This window comes from Paenibacillus lemnae (assembly GCF_012933385.1).
Classification (GTDB): Bacteria; Bacillota; Bacilli; order Paenibacillales; family Paenibacillaceae; genus Paenibacillus_AQ; species Paenibacillus_AQ lemnae.
The window spans coordinates 25,735-45,282 of sequence record NZ_JABBPN010000028.1; the positions used below are offsets into that span (position 1 = coordinate 25,735).

General features: G+C 43.5%; 14 protein-coding genes. 10 read left to right on the forward strand and 4 right to left on the reverse strand.

Annotated elements, in window-relative coordinates:
• Nucleotides 1-70: 70 nt before the first annotated feature.
• From HII30_RS20070 to HII30_RS20080, 3 genes are all read left to right on the forward strand, one after another.
• A complete protein-coding gene (locus tag HII30_RS20070; protein ID WP_169506820.1) occupies nt 71-1,816 on the forward strand; it encodes a sensor histidine kinase in 1,746 nt (581 codons plus the stop codon).
• Nucleotides 1,813-3,237 (forward strand): response regulator transcription factor, encoded by a 1,425-nt coding sequence (locus tag HII30_RS20075; protein WP_169506821.1) that lies wholly within the window; start codon nt 1,813-1,815, stop codon nt 3,235-3,237. Before HII30_RS20070 ends, HII30_RS20075 begins: the two co-directional genes overlap by 4 nt.
• A 106-nt stretch (nt 3,238-3,343) precedes the next feature.
• On the forward strand, nt 3,344-4,567 hold the full coding sequence (locus HII30_RS20080) for an RNA polymerase sigma factor (RefSeq protein ID WP_169506822.1): 1,224 nt from the start codon (nt 3,344-3,346) through the stop codon (nt 4,565-4,567).
• A 118-nt stretch (nt 4,568-4,685) separates the two neighbouring features.
• On the opposite strand, the gene map is transcribed toward HII30_RS20080, so the two are convergent.
• Entirely contained in the window at nt 4,686-5,432 is a 747-nt protein-coding gene (gene map, locus HII30_RS20085) for a type I methionyl aminopeptidase (protein WP_169506823.1), read from the reverse strand.
• Between the two features lie 5 nt (nt 5,433-5,437).
• Nucleotides 5,438-6,040: a TetR/AcrR family transcriptional regulator gene (locus tag HII30_RS20090; RefSeq protein ID WP_169506824.1), complete on the reverse strand. Its 603-nt coding sequence runs from the start codon at nt 6,038-6,040 to the stop codon at nt 5,438-5,440.
• A 265-nt stretch (nt 6,041-6,305) separates the two neighbouring features.
• Here HII30_RS20090 and HII30_RS20095 point away from each other — a divergent pair, with 265 nt between their 5' ends.
• On the forward strand, nt 6,306-8,504 hold the full coding sequence (locus HII30_RS20095; RefSeq protein WP_211184704.1) for a stalk domain-containing protein: 2,199 nt from the start codon (nt 6,306-6,308) through the stop codon (nt 8,502-8,504).
• 159 nt (nt 8,505-8,663) lie between these two features.
• Nucleotides 8,664-9,896: a carboxylate--amine ligase gene (locus HII30_RS20100; RefSeq protein ID WP_169506826.1), complete on the forward strand. Its 1,233-nt coding sequence runs from the start codon at nt 8,664-8,666 to the stop codon at nt 9,894-9,896.
• 36 nt (nt 9,897-9,932) lie between these two features.
• On the opposite strand, the gene HII30_RS20105 is transcribed toward HII30_RS20100, so the two are convergent.
• Nucleotides 9,933-10,784, reverse strand: coding sequence for a response regulator transcription factor (locus HII30_RS20105; RefSeq protein ID WP_169506827.1), 852 nt, complete (start codon nt 10,782-10,784; stop codon nt 9,933-9,935).
• The gene (locus tag HII30_RS20110) at nt 10,759-12,522 is read right to left on the reverse strand and encodes a sensor histidine kinase (RefSeq protein ID WP_169506828.1); all 1,764 of its coding nucleotides are present in this window, start codon (nt 12,520-12,522) and stop codon (nt 10,759-10,761) included. The genes HII30_RS20105 and HII30_RS20110 overlap by 26 nt, the downstream gene beginning before the upstream one ends.
• A 203-nt stretch (nt 12,523-12,725) precedes the next feature.
• Here HII30_RS20110 and HII30_RS20115 point away from each other — a divergent pair, with 203 nt between their 5' ends.
• The 5 genes from HII30_RS20115 (at nt 12,726) to HII30_RS20135 (ending at nt 19,447) form a co-directional block, all read left to right on the forward strand.
• Nucleotides 12,726-13,682: an ABC transporter permease gene (locus HII30_RS20115; protein WP_343045135.1), complete on the forward strand. Its 957-nt coding sequence runs from the start codon at nt 12,726-12,728 to the stop codon at nt 13,680-13,682.
• 13 nt (nt 13,683-13,695) lie between these two features.
• Nucleotides 13,696-14,583, forward strand: a complete 888-nt coding sequence (locus HII30_RS20120) for a carbohydrate ABC transporter permease (protein WP_169506829.1) — start codon at nt 13,696-13,698, stop codon at nt 14,581-14,583.
• Between the two features lie 61 nt (nt 14,584-14,644).
• Entirely contained in the window at nt 14,645-16,240 is a 1,596-nt protein-coding gene (locus HII30_RS20125) for a type 2 periplasmic-binding domain-containing protein (protein WP_169506830.1), read from the forward strand.
• 84 nt (nt 16,241-16,324) lie between these two features.
• Nucleotides 16,325-18,667: a beta-galactosidase gene (locus HII30_RS20130; RefSeq protein WP_169506831.1), complete on the forward strand. Its 2,343-nt coding sequence runs from the start codon at nt 16,325-16,327 to the stop codon at nt 18,665-18,667.
• A gap of 144 nt (nt 18,668-18,811) precedes the next feature.
• Nucleotides 18,812-19,447 (forward strand): SurA N-terminal domain-containing protein, encoded by a 636-nt coding sequence (locus HII30_RS20135; RefSeq protein ID WP_169506832.1) that lies wholly within the window; start codon nt 18,812-18,814, stop codon nt 19,445-19,447.
• Nucleotides 19,448-19,548 lie beyond the last annotated feature (101 nt).

Genomic DNA, 19,548 nt, shown 5'->3' on the forward strand with positions numbered 1-19,548 from the left:
ACATAACAAAGTTAGAATAAGAGCATGTTGAGACCCGCAGGCAAATTATTATCAAGGATGGAGGGAGAAAATGAACCAGGACAAGAAGTGGAAATCCCGCCTAAAACATCTTACCTTGAGAAACCGTATTCTTTTACTCTTCGTCGCAGCTACTTTAATCCCTTTCATCTGCACCTGTTATCTTTCATACAACACCATTACGTCCATCTTGAATACGAAGCTGCAATCCGGCATCCAAAGCAATTTAAAGCAGGTCAGATTGTCGCTAGAGAATGCACTGAGCAATCTGAATCACGTATCCCAGCAGCTGTCGTATGGGGGGCATGTCGGTAAACAGCTTGAACAATTTTTGTTGGCAGAACAGCCATATGACCGGAGTTATTTGACAGATCAGATCAAAAATCAGCTTAATCTCATCACATTCACCAATCCCAGTGTTGGTTTAACCTTGTATTATTTTGGTGACGACCAAACCACACTTTTTGAAAATACAGGAATGACTCAGCCCATCGACATCGATAATCTTCCTGTCATAGCAGAGTATTATGGAATTACGTATTTTGGCCCTCATCTCAGTAATGACCGATACAACCCGCAGTATGTGCTATCCGCCTTGCGCAAGGTTGGTTTGCCTGATAGGGAAGATGCCTACATATACATTGAATCTGGTTTCAAGCTGACCCAAAGCATTCTGGACCTGGACGAAGTCAGCAAGCATACCAATCATTTGATCCTGGACAACGATGGACGAATTTCTTACAGCGAGCTGCAAAGTGTATTTCCCGAAAATACATTGTTCTCGGACTCCATGGAGCCTACTCATTTGACCGGTATCAACTCCGACTATTACTGGTATCGGCAAGTCAGCAACCAGGGCTGGAGTGTGGTCTCACTCATATCTCAATCCGATTACAATCGGGAGAAAAACCGCTGGATCATGCAGATGCTTGGTCTGGCACTGTTATTCGCGGTGGTCAGTCTGACGATCGGCTGGCTCTTATGGAAAATGGTGTATAAGCCGCTGTCCCGCTTCAATAAGGAGATCAAGCTGCTTGCGAGCAGTAATTTTAATGCGGCTCCCACACAATCGCGTATCCCGGAATTTGAAATGCTGTTAAATCAGTTTCAGCATATGAAGGTGCAGATTGCGCAGTTATATACGGAGGTTAAGGTCAAGGAGAAGCGCAGAGCTGATCTGGAGATCGAGAAGCTGCAGTATCAGATTAATCCGCATTTTCTGATGAATACACTGGATACCGCGCACTGGCTTGCCGTGATGAATGGCCAGGATGAGATCGACAGGCTTATTACTTCTTTGAACAAGCTGCTGTACTACAATCTGCGCAAAGGTAACAGTGTCGCAACAATCAGAGATGAGATTGATTCACTGAAACAATATCTGATCCTCCAGCAAATTCGATACGATTTTCAGTTCGATGTCAGTATTCAAGTAGATGACGAACTGCTTGAAGTGACGGTTCCCCGGTTCATCCTGCAGCCGCTGGTGGAAAATTCGCTGTATCACGGCCTGGATGATCACGGCAGGATTGAAGTTGAAGTGCGTAAGAACGACAGGCTTGAGATTGAAATTCGAGATAACGGCGGAGGGATTTCTGAAAAATCCATTGAGGCATTGCTCGAGCAGGAGCAGACGCAGCACCATCGGGTGGGCATGGGAATCGGACTGAATTATGTCAAACGAATGTTGGCATCTCATTACGAGGGGAAAGCGAATCTTGCGGTAACAAGTGAGATGGGCAGAGGAACTCGCATCATCATTTCAATACAAATCGGGGAAGGGAATGAGCCGATATGATTCATGTTCTCATTGTTGATGACGACAAGCTGGTACGCAAGGGATTGATATCCTATATGCCTTGGGAATCGTTCGGAATGAAGGTTGTAGGTGAAGCCGCTAACGGTGAGAGGGCACTTCAGTTTCTGCAAGAAAATCGGGTAGACCTGTTAATGACAGATCTCGCCATGCCCGTAATGTCGGGCATTGAATTAATCCGGATTGTACGAAAAGAGTATCCAAATACCGCGATCGCGGTGCTGACGCTTCATCAGGATTTTGAATATATCCAGGAAGCGCTTCGGCTGGGAGCTATTGATTATATAGCCAAAGTCGAGCTGGAAAAAGAACATTTTAAAGAAGTGTTCACTCGTATACATTCACGAATCGCAGAAGAGAGGCAGAAACATAAGGATTCACGGGATTACAGAGCAGTGGAGACTTGCTCCGGCGATACTTCTTATGCGCTTTTATCGCTGCAAGACGAGCCTCTAACAAGCAGTTTGCTTTCGAATTTTATGTCTCTGGGGTGGAGGGCCGAAGGTGAGGGATCTATTTTGATGTGGTTGAAGGACTCTCACGGGGAAGATTTTGAGAAAGATTCTGATCTTGAGGAGCTCCCGCCCCTTCCTGAGGGAATTAATAACGCCAGATGGCAACTAATAAAGCTGCGGCATACTGCGGGTGTATTTCCATCCGACCTGTACCAGCATCTGCGTGCTTATAGAAGCAGCGCGTTGTTCTATGATTGTGACGGCCGGGAATCTTGTCTGATAGAAAGGTCCGTCTCTGATCTGTTAATGGAACATCCTGAACCGTTAGAACAAGATACAGATAGCGTGAAGGTAATGCTGCATGCCTATAAGTGGGTACATGACGACCAAACATTTGAGCAGCTATGCTTCCGAATAAAAGAACTGAGACTGCCCGTCTCCAAGCTTATGCAGCTGATCTACAGCTTTACCATTGAGTGGAACAGACTCTTTAAAGCAGTGCAAACCGACGATGTGAAGCTGCCTGATACGTTCACGTCCTGGAGAGATGCAGAAAACTGGCTGAGGCATTTCCGTGACATGGCATCTGCCCTGTCAGGCAGCCTGCAGCTGAACCCGGAAGTGAACGGCAGCATTTTGACCGCTGTCAAAATTGTACATGATGAACTGGATTGTCCACTTTTCGCTATCGATGTTGCGAAACGGGTAAATCTAAGCCGCAGCTATTTTTCTCAATGCTTCAAAGAAATTGTCGGTTTCTCCTTTAATGAGTACCTGCGCAAAGTACGCATCGACAAAGCGAGGGAGTATCTTGAACAAACAGCAAAGCCTATTGTCTGGATAGCCAAGCAAACCGGGTACGAGGATGAGAAGTACTTTAGCAGAACGTTTCGCGAGCAAACCGGTATGCTGCCGAGCGAATATAGACAGCGGCATAAGATGAGGTAGGGAATAGCCGCACGAATTATATTGAGAAAACTTATTTTTCTTGGTTTGTGGCTTTTTGGCTCCTTCTGGTGTCTAATACATTGTGAATCAAGAGGAGGTTCTCATAATGTCAGGAGCTCACGACACAAAACCTGTTTATCCGGATGAACAGGAATTCGCTGCAAGTTTAGAAAAAACGTATGAGTTGTACCATAAAAGGATCCGCACCTATTTTACGATCAAGTTAAACGCCATGGTGGCGGATGATTTGACACAGGCCGTATTTCTTAAAGCTGCTGAACACATTCACAGTTTTAAAGGGAATGCTAACTTGTTCACATGGATTTTCAAGATTGCTCAGAACACCGTCAAAAATGAATATCGAAGGTTATCGCGAAAACAAGAATTCCCCTATGATTTTACAGAATATGAATCACAATCGATCTCCCTTGAATTCACGAAATATGCTGATTTTCGAATTGATATCGGAACAGCACTGAAAGATTTAGCTGAAATAGACCAAGAGATTATTGCACTTCGCTTCTTTGTGGACTGCACGCTGCCTGAAATCTCAAGGATTGTTAGGATGCGTGAGAGTGCAGTGAAGAACAGGTTGTACCGAGCTTTGAATAAATTAAAAGAAGAGTTAAAAGAATGGGGAGGAGTTACCAGTATGGCGATTCAAGAATTGATTTCAATCATAGACAAGGGTGATAATGCAGGCACGAACCAGCATCTAAAGAAGGTGCAGCAAGACTTGTTCACAGAGCTCGGCAATCATGTTGAACGGATCTCGTCAAAGTATAATTACCATCCGTCAAGAAAAGTTGTGATCGAAATGTACCCTGATCTGCCTACGTTTCATCAAGCGGTAGGTGAAGTAGATGCTCCGAATTGGTTTATGGGCACATACGAAGGGCATATTCTTAAGATTGTATCTCCGCTCAATCCAGGTCCAGAGCATACGTATCAATCCATTTTGAGAAGCACGGTCCATTTGTACACCATGTGGTTAATCAATGAAATTAACCCGGCTGTTCCTAAATGGATCAAGCAGGGCATAGGAGGTTATGAAGCCAATCAGATGACCGCGGATTTTATTGAACACTCCACAAAAGATGCCGTGCGTAACCAGACGGTTCCATCATTTGATGAATTAAATAATGATACCTGGGATTTTGAAACGATGAAAGGATTTCAATTTTCTTATATATTCGTGCAATTTGTTCTTGAACAATACGGGGTGGATGCGTTAAACAAATTGATTCGCAGTCCGCACGATTTTCATGGAGTTTTTCAATGTTCCGAGTCGGAACTGCATGACAAGATGGTTGAATATATAAACAAGTAAGCTTTATACAGCAGCGTTAAAGTCCTTAGTTTTCAGGCTTTAACGCTGTTTTTCTGATTCATGATGCACGGACCCTCGAGCTTGGCTCTAAGCTTGCAAGAAGAAATTCATTAAGTCTTTATTGTACAGTCAATATAATCGGACCCTCCGCGGTAATGGCGATTGTATGCTCATACTGTGCGGACAATGAGCCATCCACGGTTCTTGCCGTCCATCCGTCGGGATCCACCTTCATCGCTGCCTTTCCGATGTTGATCATCGGCTCGATTGTCAGCACCATGCCTTCTTTCAAGCGGAATCCTTTACCTGGTTTGCCGATATGGGGGTAATTAGGCTCCTCGTGCATCTCGCGTCCAACGGCATGACCGAGCAGGTCGCGAACCACGGAGTATCCGTTTTGTTCGGCATGGGTTTGAACGGCATGCATCACATCTCCAATTCGGTTACCGACAACAGCCTTTACAATACCTATATCGAGGCATTCCTTGGTGACCTTCATCAGTTTCCGGGCTTCTTCAGAGATTTCACCAACCGCATAAGTCCAGGCAGAGTCCCCGATCCAGCCATTTGCCTGTGCAACAATATCGATGGTGACAATATCTCCTTGCTGAAGCGGCTTGTTGTTTGGAAAACCGTGTGCAATGACGTCATTGACAGATGCACATGTCGCAAACGGATATCCGTTATAGCCGACGGTGTAAGCCTTGGCACCTTTCTCCCGCAGGAACTTTACTGCGAACTTCTCAATGTCGAGTGTTGTGACACCTGGCTTAATCATGTCCGCGATGGCTCGGTGAAAGGCAGCGACAATTCCGCCAGCTGTTCTCATTTCTTCAATCTCAACTCTCGATTTCAGTGTGACCATTCTAATTACCTCTCCTTTGACTGGATGCCTGTGAACATCAAATCGACGATTCTCTGCACATCCATTTCACTTTGCAGCTGGTGGTGAATGTTCAAAGCAGCATAACCCACAAGCGAGCCGAAAATGAAATTGGCTGTATTCTCCGGTGATTTAGAATCGATTTCTTTAAGAATCTGTTCCACAAACGGTTGATAGACCCTAACCTGGAATTCAGCAAAGAGTTTGGTGAACCGGTTCCCAGGAAAGTGGTGGAAATTATCCGCTACCGATTTAAGCAAAATAAATATGGCAGGATCCTGCATGCACTTCTGCAGAAGCAGCCTGGTAAAAGACACTGATTTGAACTTATCGTTGTCATTCCCATTTAAAGCAGGCATTACTGAAGACTCCACACGAAGAAGGGCATCCCAGAGCAGATCTTCCAGAAGCATATGTTTGTTTTTGTAATAATGGTACACGGTTCCGTAGCCGAGTTCGGCTTTGAGCGAAACATCACGGATCTCTAGTTGAATCCCTTTCTCTAAATACACTTCCGCAGCGGCGTTCATAATTTGGCTCATCCGCATCTCACGGATTGCCTCATTTTGTTCTTTGGTACGTGGTGACATAGCTCCTCCTTTTTAGACCTGCTGTAATGTCAACTTAAAAACAATATACATGAATTGAGCAAATGCAGCAACTGTTAAACGCCTATTTAGAAGATCAAATTTTTATGAAAAACATCTTTAAATCTTAATTATTTGTACACTAATAATAATTTATGGATTTTCAAAAATGTGCGAAACATTTTATATCTATTCTACGTCATATCTTGTGGTTAGGCTTTATACCTCATTTAGCCTACGCAATAATATACATCACGAAGGAGACAGCATGAATCCAATGAAACGCAGCGCATTTATTTTTATTACTATTTTAAGTATGTTAATTTTCCCTTTTTTCGGGTCTGGCCAGGCCAAGGCTGAAGAACTTGATTTCGAGGATCTGTTTAGCGGGGCTGTTATTCTCTCCATAGGAAGTCCCAATGCGATTTACGACAATGAAGACCGAATTATTGATGAGAATAATGATAATATTGTGCCTTATGTTAAGAATCAACGGACCATGGTGCCGCTGCGATTCATTAGCGAAAGTATTGGTGCACGCGTTGCCTGGAATCAGGCATCATCTACTGCTACGATTACGCAAGCAGGAAAGGAAATTAAAATTACACTAGGCAGCAAAACGGTGCTTGTCAACGGAAAGAAAAGTGCACTTGATGCACCAGCAGAATATAAACAAGGCAGGACTTTTGTTCCGCTGCGGTTAATCAGTGAGACCCTAGGGAAAAAGGTGTTTTACAGCCGCGGAGTTATTGTCTTCGCTAATCAGTCCATTTTAGATCCCAAACGAGATGCAGAAATTGTAGATTATTTGAAATTCATACTTGAACCGTATTCGAAAAGCCCTTATACCGGAAAAAACTTATCTAACCAGCAGATCGCAGGCTTTGAGCAAAGTGTCGTGCTTTTAGAGTCACTGGACCGAAGCGGGGAATCAACAGGTTATGGTAGTGCGTTTGCGGTAGGTTACGGACTGTTCTTGACGAACTATCACGTCATTGACGAAGCGAGCAGCTATGTCATCATCACAGGAAAAGATCAGGTGTATGAGGCTGCGGGGATCGTAGCGGTGGATAAGAAAAATGATTTAGCTTTGGTGAAAGCGAAAATACGGACCAACGTGCCTCCGCTTCATATCGGTACATCACAGAACTTGTCCAAGGGGCAGGCGGTTGTTGCAATTGGTAATCAGGAAGGACTGCTAAACACTGTATCTACAGGTGTGTTAAGCGGATTTCTTGTCATCGATAACCAAAATCTGATCCAATTCACCGCACCGATTGGTTTTGGCAGCTCAGGAGGAGCGTTATTTGATAAGAAGGGTGAAGTCATTGGCGTTACTTCATCAGGCATGGATGATGGAAACTTGAATTTTGCTGTGCCGATTGATTATGCAAAATCATGGATAAGCAAATATAACGCCATGACTTTCTCTAAAATTACCGTGCTGAATCAAGATCCATTCAGAGAACCAGTGATTGACTCGGGAAACATTAAGCCGGAAGAAACTCCACAGCCACTTGTCATCACACCAGGAGCGAATGTGAATGTTTTAAATCAAGTGATCCAGGAAGCTGTTGCTCATCCATCGAAACAAGTTATCTATGGTATTGACGATAGTGAGTCAACCATTATATCGTATGACCATACTCAGAAAAAAGTGGTTAAGACGTCTGTTCCCTTTGACAAAGCGCCACGAAAATTGGTTTACGCGAATGGAGAGCTATACGTTATTTTCAGCGATGAAGAGTATAGTGCTTATCGTTTCAATGGAAAACAGGGTGGAACAGTAAAAATACTGGACCCAGCCACATTGCAGGTGAAAGATGAGTGGAAAGTTGACATTGATCCTTACGATATCGTAGTAGATCAGACGAGGCATGTTTATATTACATCAGGCTCCGGACAGTGGACTTATATGAAGAGTTATGATCGTTCTACTCACAAGGAACTCTCTTCTTCGAGTGTGTACCATATGACAAATGTGGTGATGCATCCTACAGAAAATCGAATTTATGCTGTAGATACACTGATAAGCCCGAGAGATATCGCTGTATTCCGGATCAATGATGGTAAAATAACAACGACGTATAACTCCCCATATCATGGAGAATACGATCTGTCGACGGCCATTGGTATCACTCCGGATGGCAAATATGTGGTTAACGGTGCAGGCTATGTCTTTGCATCTACTAATAATAAAAACACGGATATGTATTATACAGGAACAATAGATCCATTCGATGTCCTAGCAGGAAATGCGGCGCATATGGATACATTTTTCACAGCGGCCCACAATAAGATCAATCAAGTAGATACGAATACATTGTCGACCACCAAGACGTATACAACGCAAGGAACGGTAGTGAAGCTCTTGATGACAGACACTCAACTCCTTGCGATCACCAAAGGTACCGTGGCTGGATCGAATATATCCAAACATGCGATAGAATGGATCACAGATCTATAGTTATCGTTCATAATCAGAATCAAAAAAGCTGGCTCTCCATAAATGGAATTGCCAGCTTTTTGACTATTGCGATAGGGCTGCCAATTCACATGTCTTGACCTGCTTACAAATCCAGAGTAGGATCAAATAAAAAAAGAACCTGCACAATAAGGAGTAAATATGACACAATCAGATTTTCTACCTATCATTCTAGGAAGCGATGAAAACGCATATGGCAACGCCAGACTCATTCATGAGGCTTATCACATCAAACCACTATTACTGTGCACCCGGCTGTTATTCCCTACTATGCACAGTCAATTGTTTCAACTCGTTCAAATCGACCGGTTTGATCATGACGAGGTATTTCCAGGAGCGCTGCTATCCGTATTGGAAAAACACGCTGCCCCGAATAAAAAAATCATTGTCATCCCGTGCTCGGACTATTATGCCAGCCTGTTGACCAGACACTACGCCAAGTTTAAAGGACTTATTGCCAACCATTTTGTTTCAGAGGAACTGCTGGATACGTTTGATACGAAAGATAAGTTTTACAAACTTTGTGAAACACATGGTCTGGACTATCCGAAGACGATCGTGTGCGGACCTCATGAGCGTGAAAGCGCATTGGAGGGAATGGAGTTTGATTTCCCTATCGTTGTAAAGCCAGAGAACAGTAACGCTTATGATTATCTGCATAGTGATTTTGAAGGGAAAAAGAAGGTGTTTTTCTTTCATTCCAAGGATGAATACTTGAAGATGATTAACAGCATGAACAAATCAGATTATCACGGTAAATTAATCATTCAGGAATTCATCCCGGGCGGTGACGATGCTATGCGGGTCATCAACAGCTATTCCGATGAACATGGGAAGGTCAAATTGATGTGTCTGGGGCAGCCTGTTCTTGAGGAATACGCACCGAAAACCCTTGGGAACTACGCGGCCATCATTTCTCGTACCGATATGGAGCTTTATCAGAAGATCAAAACGTTTCTTGAAGAGATCGGTTATGTTGGTTTTTCCAATATTGACATGAAATATGACAGCAGAACGGGCAAGTACATGATGTTTGAAATTAATCCGAGAATGGGAAGAAGCAGCCTCTTCGTCAGGGCAGCAGGGCTTAATATGTTGTCTACCCTAATAGACGACGTTGTGTACGGCAAAGAACAAGATTGTAAATTCAGCGATCAGACAGGACTTTGGACAAATGTCCCGAAGAGTGTCCTGCAGAAATATGTCACGGATCCGACATTATCCAAAGAAATAAACAGCCTGTTTAAGCAAAAAAAGGTACTTCGATCTCTCTGGTATCCAAAGGATATCAACCTCAAACGTATCATCACCATTGCACGATATAACAACGGACATATCAAAAATTTTAAAGAATTTTATTTTGAGAAGAAATAAACATGAAAAGTCGCTGACTCAGCGGCTTTTTTATGTTTATTCAAGGACGGTCTGCTTTCGATACTCCTTTGGCGATAATCCAGAATAATTTTTAAACGCTCTTGAAAAGTGGTAAATATTGTCGTATCCGACCCGGCTAGCCACCTCATTGACGCGAAGTGTTGGATTTTCCAGGAGCCTCTTGGCTTCATCCATTTTCAATTTCATCATATAGGACGAGAATGTCCATCCGGTTTCTTCCTTGAACCAGGAGCTGAAGTAGGTGTAATTCATGGATACCACATTTGAAATTTCCGACAAACATACATCGCCATATGGACGATCCGCAATATACTGCTTAACCAGTCCAATTAATGATTTGGGTCGGGCTTCACCCTCATCGCCCCCAAGTTCCGATCCCGTAAGAGTTGGAGAGGAAATTCCTTCAGCGTTCATGTCTACATTTGCTGATTCAGCCTCAGGAAATGCGGATGGAGAAACATGCTCTGCTGCGTTTTGATGTGCCTTATGCTCCGTGCATTCTTGAATGGCATGGCTCAGCTGTGATTCAAGTTCTGACAAACGTACAGGCTTGAGCAGATAATCGACGATACCGTATTTGAACGCTTCTCGAACATATCCATAGTCTCCGTAACCGCTAAGTACGATAAACTTGATTTGCGGGTAGGCAGTATAACATTCTCTTATCAAAGATAGTCCATCCAGATTGGGCATGCGAATATCCGAGATCACGATATCAGGTTTCAGCTCGCGTAAAGCATGCAGCGCCTGTTGTCCATCCACAGCGAAATGAATATTACTTATGCTTGGATTGCCGATGCGAATAATTTTTGATCTGATTTCTTCACGTATTAATTCTTCATCATCCACAATCAGAAGATCCAGCATCACAATAACCCTCCATTCGATTTATATAGGGCAGGTTAAGAACCGTTTTTGTAAAATGCCCCTCATCACTTTGCATCTTAATGAAAAATGATTCTCCATAAAACAACCGCAGCCGATTATTAATATTCTCCAATCCAATTCCCGATCCGTCCTCAAGGGAGGAGGGCTGGTCCCGCTGATCACCAGACCGGAAACGCTCATTTAGCTGCCGTAATTTGCTCATAGAAACCCCGCAGCCATTATCATGCAGAAGGATTCCAAGTTCACGCTCGTTCTTCTGTTCAATCACTAGATTAATATGCAGTTTATCCCGGTTCTTCATGCCGTGAGTAATACTGTTCTCCACCACGGGCTGAAGGATAAACCGAATCATCTTGAAATCTAAGAGTTCTGGATCACAAGTCCATGTAAAATGAAGGCGATCTCCATATCTTAGTTTTTGAAGTCCAATGTAACTTTGCACATGGCTAATCTCCTGCTGGACAGTAGCATAATGGGACTGCGAGTTCATATTATAACGAAGCATCTGACCAAATTCGGCAAATGCTTCTGAAACATCGTAGAGTCCGCCAATTTCGGCTTTAGCGCTGAAGAGATTGATTGTATTGTAGATGAAATGGGGATTAATTTGAGCTTGCAGTGCTTTCAACTGCGCGTCTTTATGAACGGTTTCCCGGGTGACCATGTCATTGACCAGGCTGCTGATCCTGACAAGCAGCGTATTGAATTTCTCGGAGATAACGCCAATCTCATCATTTCGTTCCACAGGTACCAATTCGGTAAAACCAGCTCGAATCGAATGATCCATCGCACGGATACTGGCTTTAATTTTAATAAAGGTCATTTTGAGTACTTGATAAAACAGAAGAATCGAGAGAACGATTGCCGCAATAAAGCCCAGGGTGGTCAAAAGCTGAAATGAACTCCATGAAGAAGCGAGAGGGGCGGTTATGCCGATCCGCATGTTAAGACGCTCAAGCTGCTCCAAAACATAGAGATGACCTTTATATTCAAACGTTTCCTTAGACAAGGAATTTTGTGAAATTTCCTTTGTCAGCGATTCGACTGTGCTGCCATACTGCAAATATCCTTCCGCATCGATTACATATACAGCAGGACTTTGGTTTGGCAAATCGGTCAATGAGGCGAACAAATTTGGTTTTAATACTGTGACGCGGCTAACCCCCAAGTATTTCCCCTCCATAGATATTATCTTTTGTAAATAAATATAGGAATCTTCACCAGGAAGGGAGTACCAGGCCGACCGTTGTTTAGCTTCCAAGAAATGAACATACCAAGGTTCGTCCAGGACGGCTGTGTCATGATAAAAGCTGCCAAATCCTTCAGGAATACTGTGATTGGACATATAAATTTTAATATTGCTGATCTCCACCTGGTTATACAACAAGCTGTAGGACACAATCGGATGAATGATCTGACGATAAAGGTCGAAGGTATCACTCTGATTATTGAAAGGTTCGGAGAGAAAGTTTTGCAGCCTTGTATTGTAGGTGATGTTGTGACTAATGCTCTCTACCAAATTCAGTTTCGCTTCAATTCCGTTTTTTTGTACGGATAAGGTCTGCTCCAAATTACTGGCCGTCTGCTTACTCTGAAACGTACTGGTTTGGATATAGGAATGCACAGAAAGGAGACAGAATGGAATTAGTATAAAAGCGATATAAGCGATGCTGAGACGACGTTTGATGCTGTAATCCGCCCAAAATCTACGATGCATGGTTAAAAGTTCCCTTCAGCTTTTCATTCATTTTACACTATACGAAAGCGCTCTTACATTGAAGGTGAAAAAATGGTATCAATTCCGAAATGATGATATTTTTTTGACCGGTCTCCTTGATTATGATGTAAGCACAGATTGAAAGCGCAAACATTTATTGACCATGATGGCACCATTTGTACATAAGACAGGAGGTTAGCCTGGTGAACAAAATTGAACATTCGTCAGAATTACTCGGCAAGAAAGTAACTTCTTCTCGCAGGATCCGGTTGAGAGCTCAATTTGAGCTTCAGAGCATGGTAGTGCCAGGATTGATATTCTTATTTGTATTCGCTTACATCCCGATGTACGGCGTATTGATTGCATTTAAAGATTATAATATGTTTCTCGGCATTACAGAATCTCCATGGGCAGGACTTATTCATTTCAAGGAGTTTTTCACGGATCCGAATTTTGTTTCCGTCGTTAGAAACACGCTGGCCATCAACGGATTAAACTTGCTAATCGGATTCCCTGCTCCTATTATTTTTGCATTACTGTTAAATGAGATCACAACATCCAAATTCAAACGATTCGTTCAAACCATTTCTTATCTGCCGCATTTCGTCTCATGGGTCGTGTTCGGCGGATTGATTATTACGATCTTATCCCCTACGAACGGGATACTCAATTTTATCCTGGTCGAGCTTGGCGTATTGTCTGAGCCTGTTAATTTCTTAGGGGAAGCGGATAATTTCTGGCTCATTCTGGTCTCCGGCGAAGTCATTAAGGGACTAGGATGGGGCGCGATCATCTATATCGCCGCAATTTCAGGGGTTGATCAGGATATGTATGAAGCTGCTACGATTGACGGGGCAGGAAGGGTCCAGAAAATGTGGTATGTGACGCTCCCCAGCATTATGGGAACGATTGTCATCATGTTAATTTTTGCGATCAGCGCGATTTTGAATACAGGTTTTGAACAGATTTTGGTCCTGCAGAACCCGCTGAACCTGGAAACGAGCGAAACCATTGATACTTATGTGTATAAAACAGGCCTTCAGCAAATGAGATATTCGTATTCAACGGCTGTAGGCGTAGCAAAATCCATCGTGGCTGTTTTACTTCTACTCTTGGCAAACTATGCATCTAAAAAAATTACCGACAAAGGCTTATTCTAGAGGAGGGGCAGCAATGATCAAAAGCAGAGGAGAGAAGTGGTTTACCATCTTCAACACGTTCGTCATGATCGTCGTTATGTTTTTTATGGTAGCACCATTCTGGTTTTCACTTGTAGGGTCTTTCAATGAAGGACTGGATTATTTAAGAGGCGGGGTGTACTTCTGGCCCCGTGAATTCACCTGGAGCAATTACATTTCAGTATTTTCGGATCCTACTATTTACAATGCCTATTTTGTGACAGCAGCCCGAACGATTCTGGGAACCATCCTGCACGTACTCTTCACTTCATTGATAGCGTATGGTTTATCACGGCCATCCTTGAAAGGGAAATCAGTATACATAATATACATTATGGTTACTATGTTTTTCTCAGGAGGATTGGTTCCTACCTACTTGCTTTATCGCAGCCTTGGATTATTAGATAACTTTCTCGTCTTTATTATTCCTACCATGTTCAGCGTATGGAATATGATGATTTTGCTCTCTTTCTTCCGGTCAATTCCCGAATCGTTGATCGAATCAGCCAAAATTGATGGCGCAGGGGAGTACAGAATCTTCGCACAATTTGTACTGCCGCTGTCCATGCCTGCACTTGCAGCAATCGCATTGTTTACAGGTGTAGGTCACTGGAATTCCTACTATGATACCTTGATGTTTACCACTTCGGAATCGCTTCAAACCATACAGCTGTTTTTGATGCGGGTCGTTACGGATGCTGACTTCGCTCAGGGAATGAGTGCACAAGCGGCCAACCTGGTTCCGGAGCAGGCCAAGAAAACCAGTCCCGAAACGCTTAAGCTTGCCATGATGATTGCAACTACTGCACCGATTCTGGTCATCTACCCGTTCTTGCAGCGGTATTTTGTGAAAGGTGTCATGATCGGATCCATTAAAGGTTAATTTCCACGACCAGCAAGAGTGGATTAACATATACAACACTTTCATAAAGGGGAGGATTAGAATGAAACGCTTAAACAGATGGATTGTTTTATGTATGATCATCACGGTATTTACATCGTTGCTATCTGCTTGTTCGGGTAAAGGGTCTGAACCAAATACAGCCCAAAACGAGGAAAACGGCAATACACCGGTGAAGATCAAATGGTTTGTAGCTGCAGACTGGTACAAAAAACAGTGGGATGCGGAAAATGTTCTGGTAGATAAGATGGTAACAGATGCTACTGGCGTAACCGTTGAGTTTATCAGCGGAAATGAAGAGAAATTAAGTGCTATGATTGCCTCTGGTGATATTCCGGATGTAGTCACCGTATGGAACATCGCACCACAGCGGAAAATATTAGAGAACTCTGGACTGGTTGTTCCTCTGGATGAATTAATTGAGAAGTATACACCTGATTTTAAAGTCGCTCAATCCATCCAGGATTGGTATCGTAACGAAGACGGTCATTTTTATGGTTTGCCGAATTACTTCTATGCCGAGGAGACTATGCAGGAAGAAGATACCCTTGCGACCCATATTGATATCGTTGCACGCAGGGACATTATGGAGCAGGTTGGCATTAAGCCGGAAGATTTTAATACCAAGCAAGGAACACTTGATGCGCTTCGAAAAGTCAAAGAGTCAGGCATTAAATACAATGGTTTTTCGATGATCCCCGCCTATTTTGATCACCACAATCTGGTGCATTTCTTCGGCGCAGCACCTGAAGCTAAAGACGGCAGCTGGCAGGACATGCTACGTACACCCGAATCACTGGAAGCTTACAAGTTCCTGAATCAACTCTATCGGGAAGGGCTGCTTCCACAGGACAGCATTACATTAAACGATGATCAAAAGATGGAGAAAATCGCAGCAGGAAGCGTATTCGCGAAAACCAGAGCACTGTTGAGATGGGAAGCGCTTTATCAAAACGACAATAATGCGGTTTATGTTCCTGTAGGGCCAATCAAAGGTGATGCAGGTAATGATCTGTATGCAACGCCAAGTCCTTTGTCGGGCTGGATGCTGAGCATGATCGGTACAGAAAGCAAATATCAGGAAGAAATCATTCGTTTGTTCGAATATTTATCAACCGACGAGATGTCCCTTAACGTTTTTTATGGACCGAAAGACGTGGCCTGGACCTACGACGACAATGGTAAGGTTAAATTTACAGAACAGCGAATCAAGGATTTTGCGGACGATCCTGCGGCTGCTCAGCGAAAGTATGGCAACGATACGTTCGGCTGGCTGATAAACTGGGTACCTATTAAACGGACATGGCCTGAAGCGAGCAATGAATTCGAAAAAGTGATGCAAGAGCATGACAAATACTTTGAACAATTTGCTTACAATGATCTCGCTTTTGAGGCAACGACCGTCCAGGGGGGAACTACAGAAGCTGGAGTTGAGGCCAAAATCAAAGATTATCGTGCCAAGATGGAAGCGAAGATGATTCTTGCGAAGAGCGAGGAAGAGGTTGAAAAAATATTTAATGAAATGCCGGCTCAAGAGGAACAGCTTGGTTATCAGCAATTATATGATTATAAAAATAAAGCTTTTCAGGATGCAAAAGCCAGTCTTGGCCAAAAGTTTGCTTATCCGCCAAATCAATAATCATTCAGGCTTGCAGAGAAAGGGGGTGACCCTGTTCTGCAAGCCTGATATATTTAATGTGTTCACATGAGAGGAGATGAATAAATGGAATACCCATTAGATGTCAGGATCTCACCAAAACCGATTTATCGTTCCACTCTTCGGCTAGGAGGAACGAACCCGGAAGGGACAACGATTCAATTCAACAATTATTACATGGAGCTGAACAGCAGGCCATTTATTCCGATCTGCGGTGAATTCCATTACTCCCGTTATCCCGAGCAAGATTGGGAGATGGAAATCTCCAAGATGAAAATGTCAGGCATAAATGTGATCGCCACCTATATCTTTTGGAATCATCACGAGGAAATTGAAGGCGTATTCAATTGGCAAGGATCCCGAGATATACGAAAATTCACCGAATTGTGTGCACAGCAGGACCTTTACGTCATTCTTCGTATCGGACCGTTCTGTCATGGAGAGGTACGCAACGGCGGACTGCCGGATTGGTTGTTTGGCAGATCGTTTGATGTGCGTTCCAATGATGAAGGCTACCTTAATTATGTACGAAGGCTTTACCAGGAAATCGGGGAACAAGCAGCCGGGTTGATGTTTAAGGATGGGGGACCCGTGATCGGTATTCAGCTTGAGAACGAGTTCAATGCTGCTGCGGCGCTGTGGGAACTGACCGCCAAACAGGGGGACGAGTACCTAAGCGGAGGCAGTGGAGGTAAGGAGCATATGCGGATACTGAAAGAGCTAGCTGAAGAAGTTGGCTTGGATGCACCCATGTACACCTCTACAGGGTGGGGAAATGCACCCATTCTTGAGGATGAAATTCTCCCCTTATATGGTGGGTATGCTTATACACCCTGGAGTGTAAGCGTTGAGAACAAAATACAGAAGCCGACGGGCGAATATCTTTTTGCCGACTATCACAATGATGACGCGGTGAACGAGTTCCAGCCACCTTACCCAAAGTCCAAATATCCATTTGCATGCTGTGAGATGGGCGGCGGGATGCAGACCTGGTATTTATCAAGGTTCCAAGTCGAACCAGAGAGCGTTGTGGCGATGAGTCTTGTCAAAACTGCAGGCGGATGTAACTTCATAGGGTATTATATGTTTCACGGAGGAACTAATCCGGTAGGAAGCACGGGATATCTGAACGAGAGCACAACACCTAGAATTACATACGACTTCCAGGCACCGATCGGAGAATTCGGACAGATCCGCCCATCGAATCATCTCCTGCGGCCGTTTCATTATTTCTTACAAACCTTTGGCGATGTCTTTGCTCCGATGGCTGCGGTTCTCCCGGAAGGAACGGAATCGATAACGCCGGAGAATACGGACACACTTCGCTATGCAGTCCGCACAGATGGAAATTCGGGTTTCTTATTCATCAACAACTATCAGGATCATGTCCAGATGAGTGTCAAGGAAAATGTCTCTTTTCAGATCACTACAAACACTGGAATACTGCAGTTCCCGCAGAGAATATCACTTACCGTTCAACGGAACGCTGCCATGATGCTGCCGTTTCATATGAAACTGGATGGAACAAATCTGCGCTACGCGACAGCTCAGCCTGTAACGGCAGTTCAGTCAAACCAAGCAGCAACCTATTTCTTCGCGATGCCGGAAGGTGTAGATGGAGAATTCTTATTTGACCTGGATACACAGGACTGTATTAATGCAGAGAGCGGTGAAGTTGAGCGCGATCCGGACGGCTCGGCGATAGTCATTGTACCACACGATGAGACAACTTTAATCCGTATACAACGTGCACAGCAGCGGGAACTTCATGTGTTTGTCATGTCTGCAGCGCAGGCAGCCATGATGTGGGAGACGACAGCGGCTGGCAATCGAAGAATATTGTTCTCTCAAACACCTCTAGCGGTGATTGAAGATCAGCTGGAGTTTGTCATGAATGGAGAGGAACAATTCACATTCAGCGAGTATGTTTATGAGGAATCGCTGACTGAATGGAAATCCGGTTCAGAATCTTGTACCTGTGCTGTGGAGATAAAAGGACCAATAGTGAAATACCGCCTCCAGATCCCGTCCTTATCGTTTCCTTTAACCATCCAGCGGGTTCACGATCATAAAGTTGTAGTCATTTTTGATCATGACAAGCTCCAGGAATCAAATGACGTTGTTTTAAATATCAATTATACCGGAAACGTGGGTTATGCGTTTTCCAACGGACGTCTGATTCACGATCACTTCCATAATGGAGCACCATGGGAAATCGGCTTGAAGCGATTCGAAGAATTTCTGTCAAACGGGGAAATTGTTCTGGAAACGACACCGCTTCGTGAAGGGGTGATGACGATTGACGCTGATGCGGCTATGGCAGTGGAACAGCATTTTACCGGCGAGAAAAAGGCTGTATTTCATCAGATTACCGCTGAACCTGTAAGGCGCATCAAGCTTAAGGTTTAGGCTCACATATTGAACAACACAGAGAGCAGTTTGCCAATGGCAGCTGCTCTCTTCTTAGATATGAAGTGCAGGTCGCGGATATTATGTTAAACTACCTATATATTACTCTACAGAAGCCATAATATATGGAAAGAGGGGATATACATGAAGAAAAGGTATTTACTGATTCCTGCTGCAGTAGTTTGTGTTCTAACTGTGACAATTTCTCTTGTCTATGCTTCATCTATTAACAGCAACACAGCATTAGGCAGTCCAACAGATCAGATTCATGCTGAACCAAATCAATACATAGCATCTTTTGATACAGTGAAAATAGACACCGCAGACTTTCTTTTTTATAAGACAAATGCGCAGCGGGCTGCTGAATTGAACAACGCTGAAATGCCTAGTGATCAACACCTTATTAATAATATGCTGAAAGACAAAATAACTGCATATGAAGCTGTACAGCAAGGAATTACCGTGAGCGACGAGGAAGTACAACAAGAAATTGACTTTCAGCGAGATGTTTTTGAAAATCAAATGGAACAGACTTCTCCAGAAGCACAAGAAGTTTACGATATGATGAAGAACAGAATTAGAATCACAGGATTATCTGAAGAGGAATTTTGGGATGCTGATTTTGTTAAACAAGTTTATAAAGAAGCATTACTGGAAGGAAAACTAATGAATGCTTTACGCGGTGATGACAAGTCTTTTGAGACCATTGAAGATTTCCAAAAATACAAAGAAGAATTATTATCAAAATATAAGGATAAAATCAGTTTTAATCTTGAATAATGAAACTTACGAAATGGTATTATCCCCTTCAAGTAGACACTCGTAAAAAACCTCATGTGTTAACATGAGGTCATGAGTGAACTTGGAGGGGATTTTTGCAT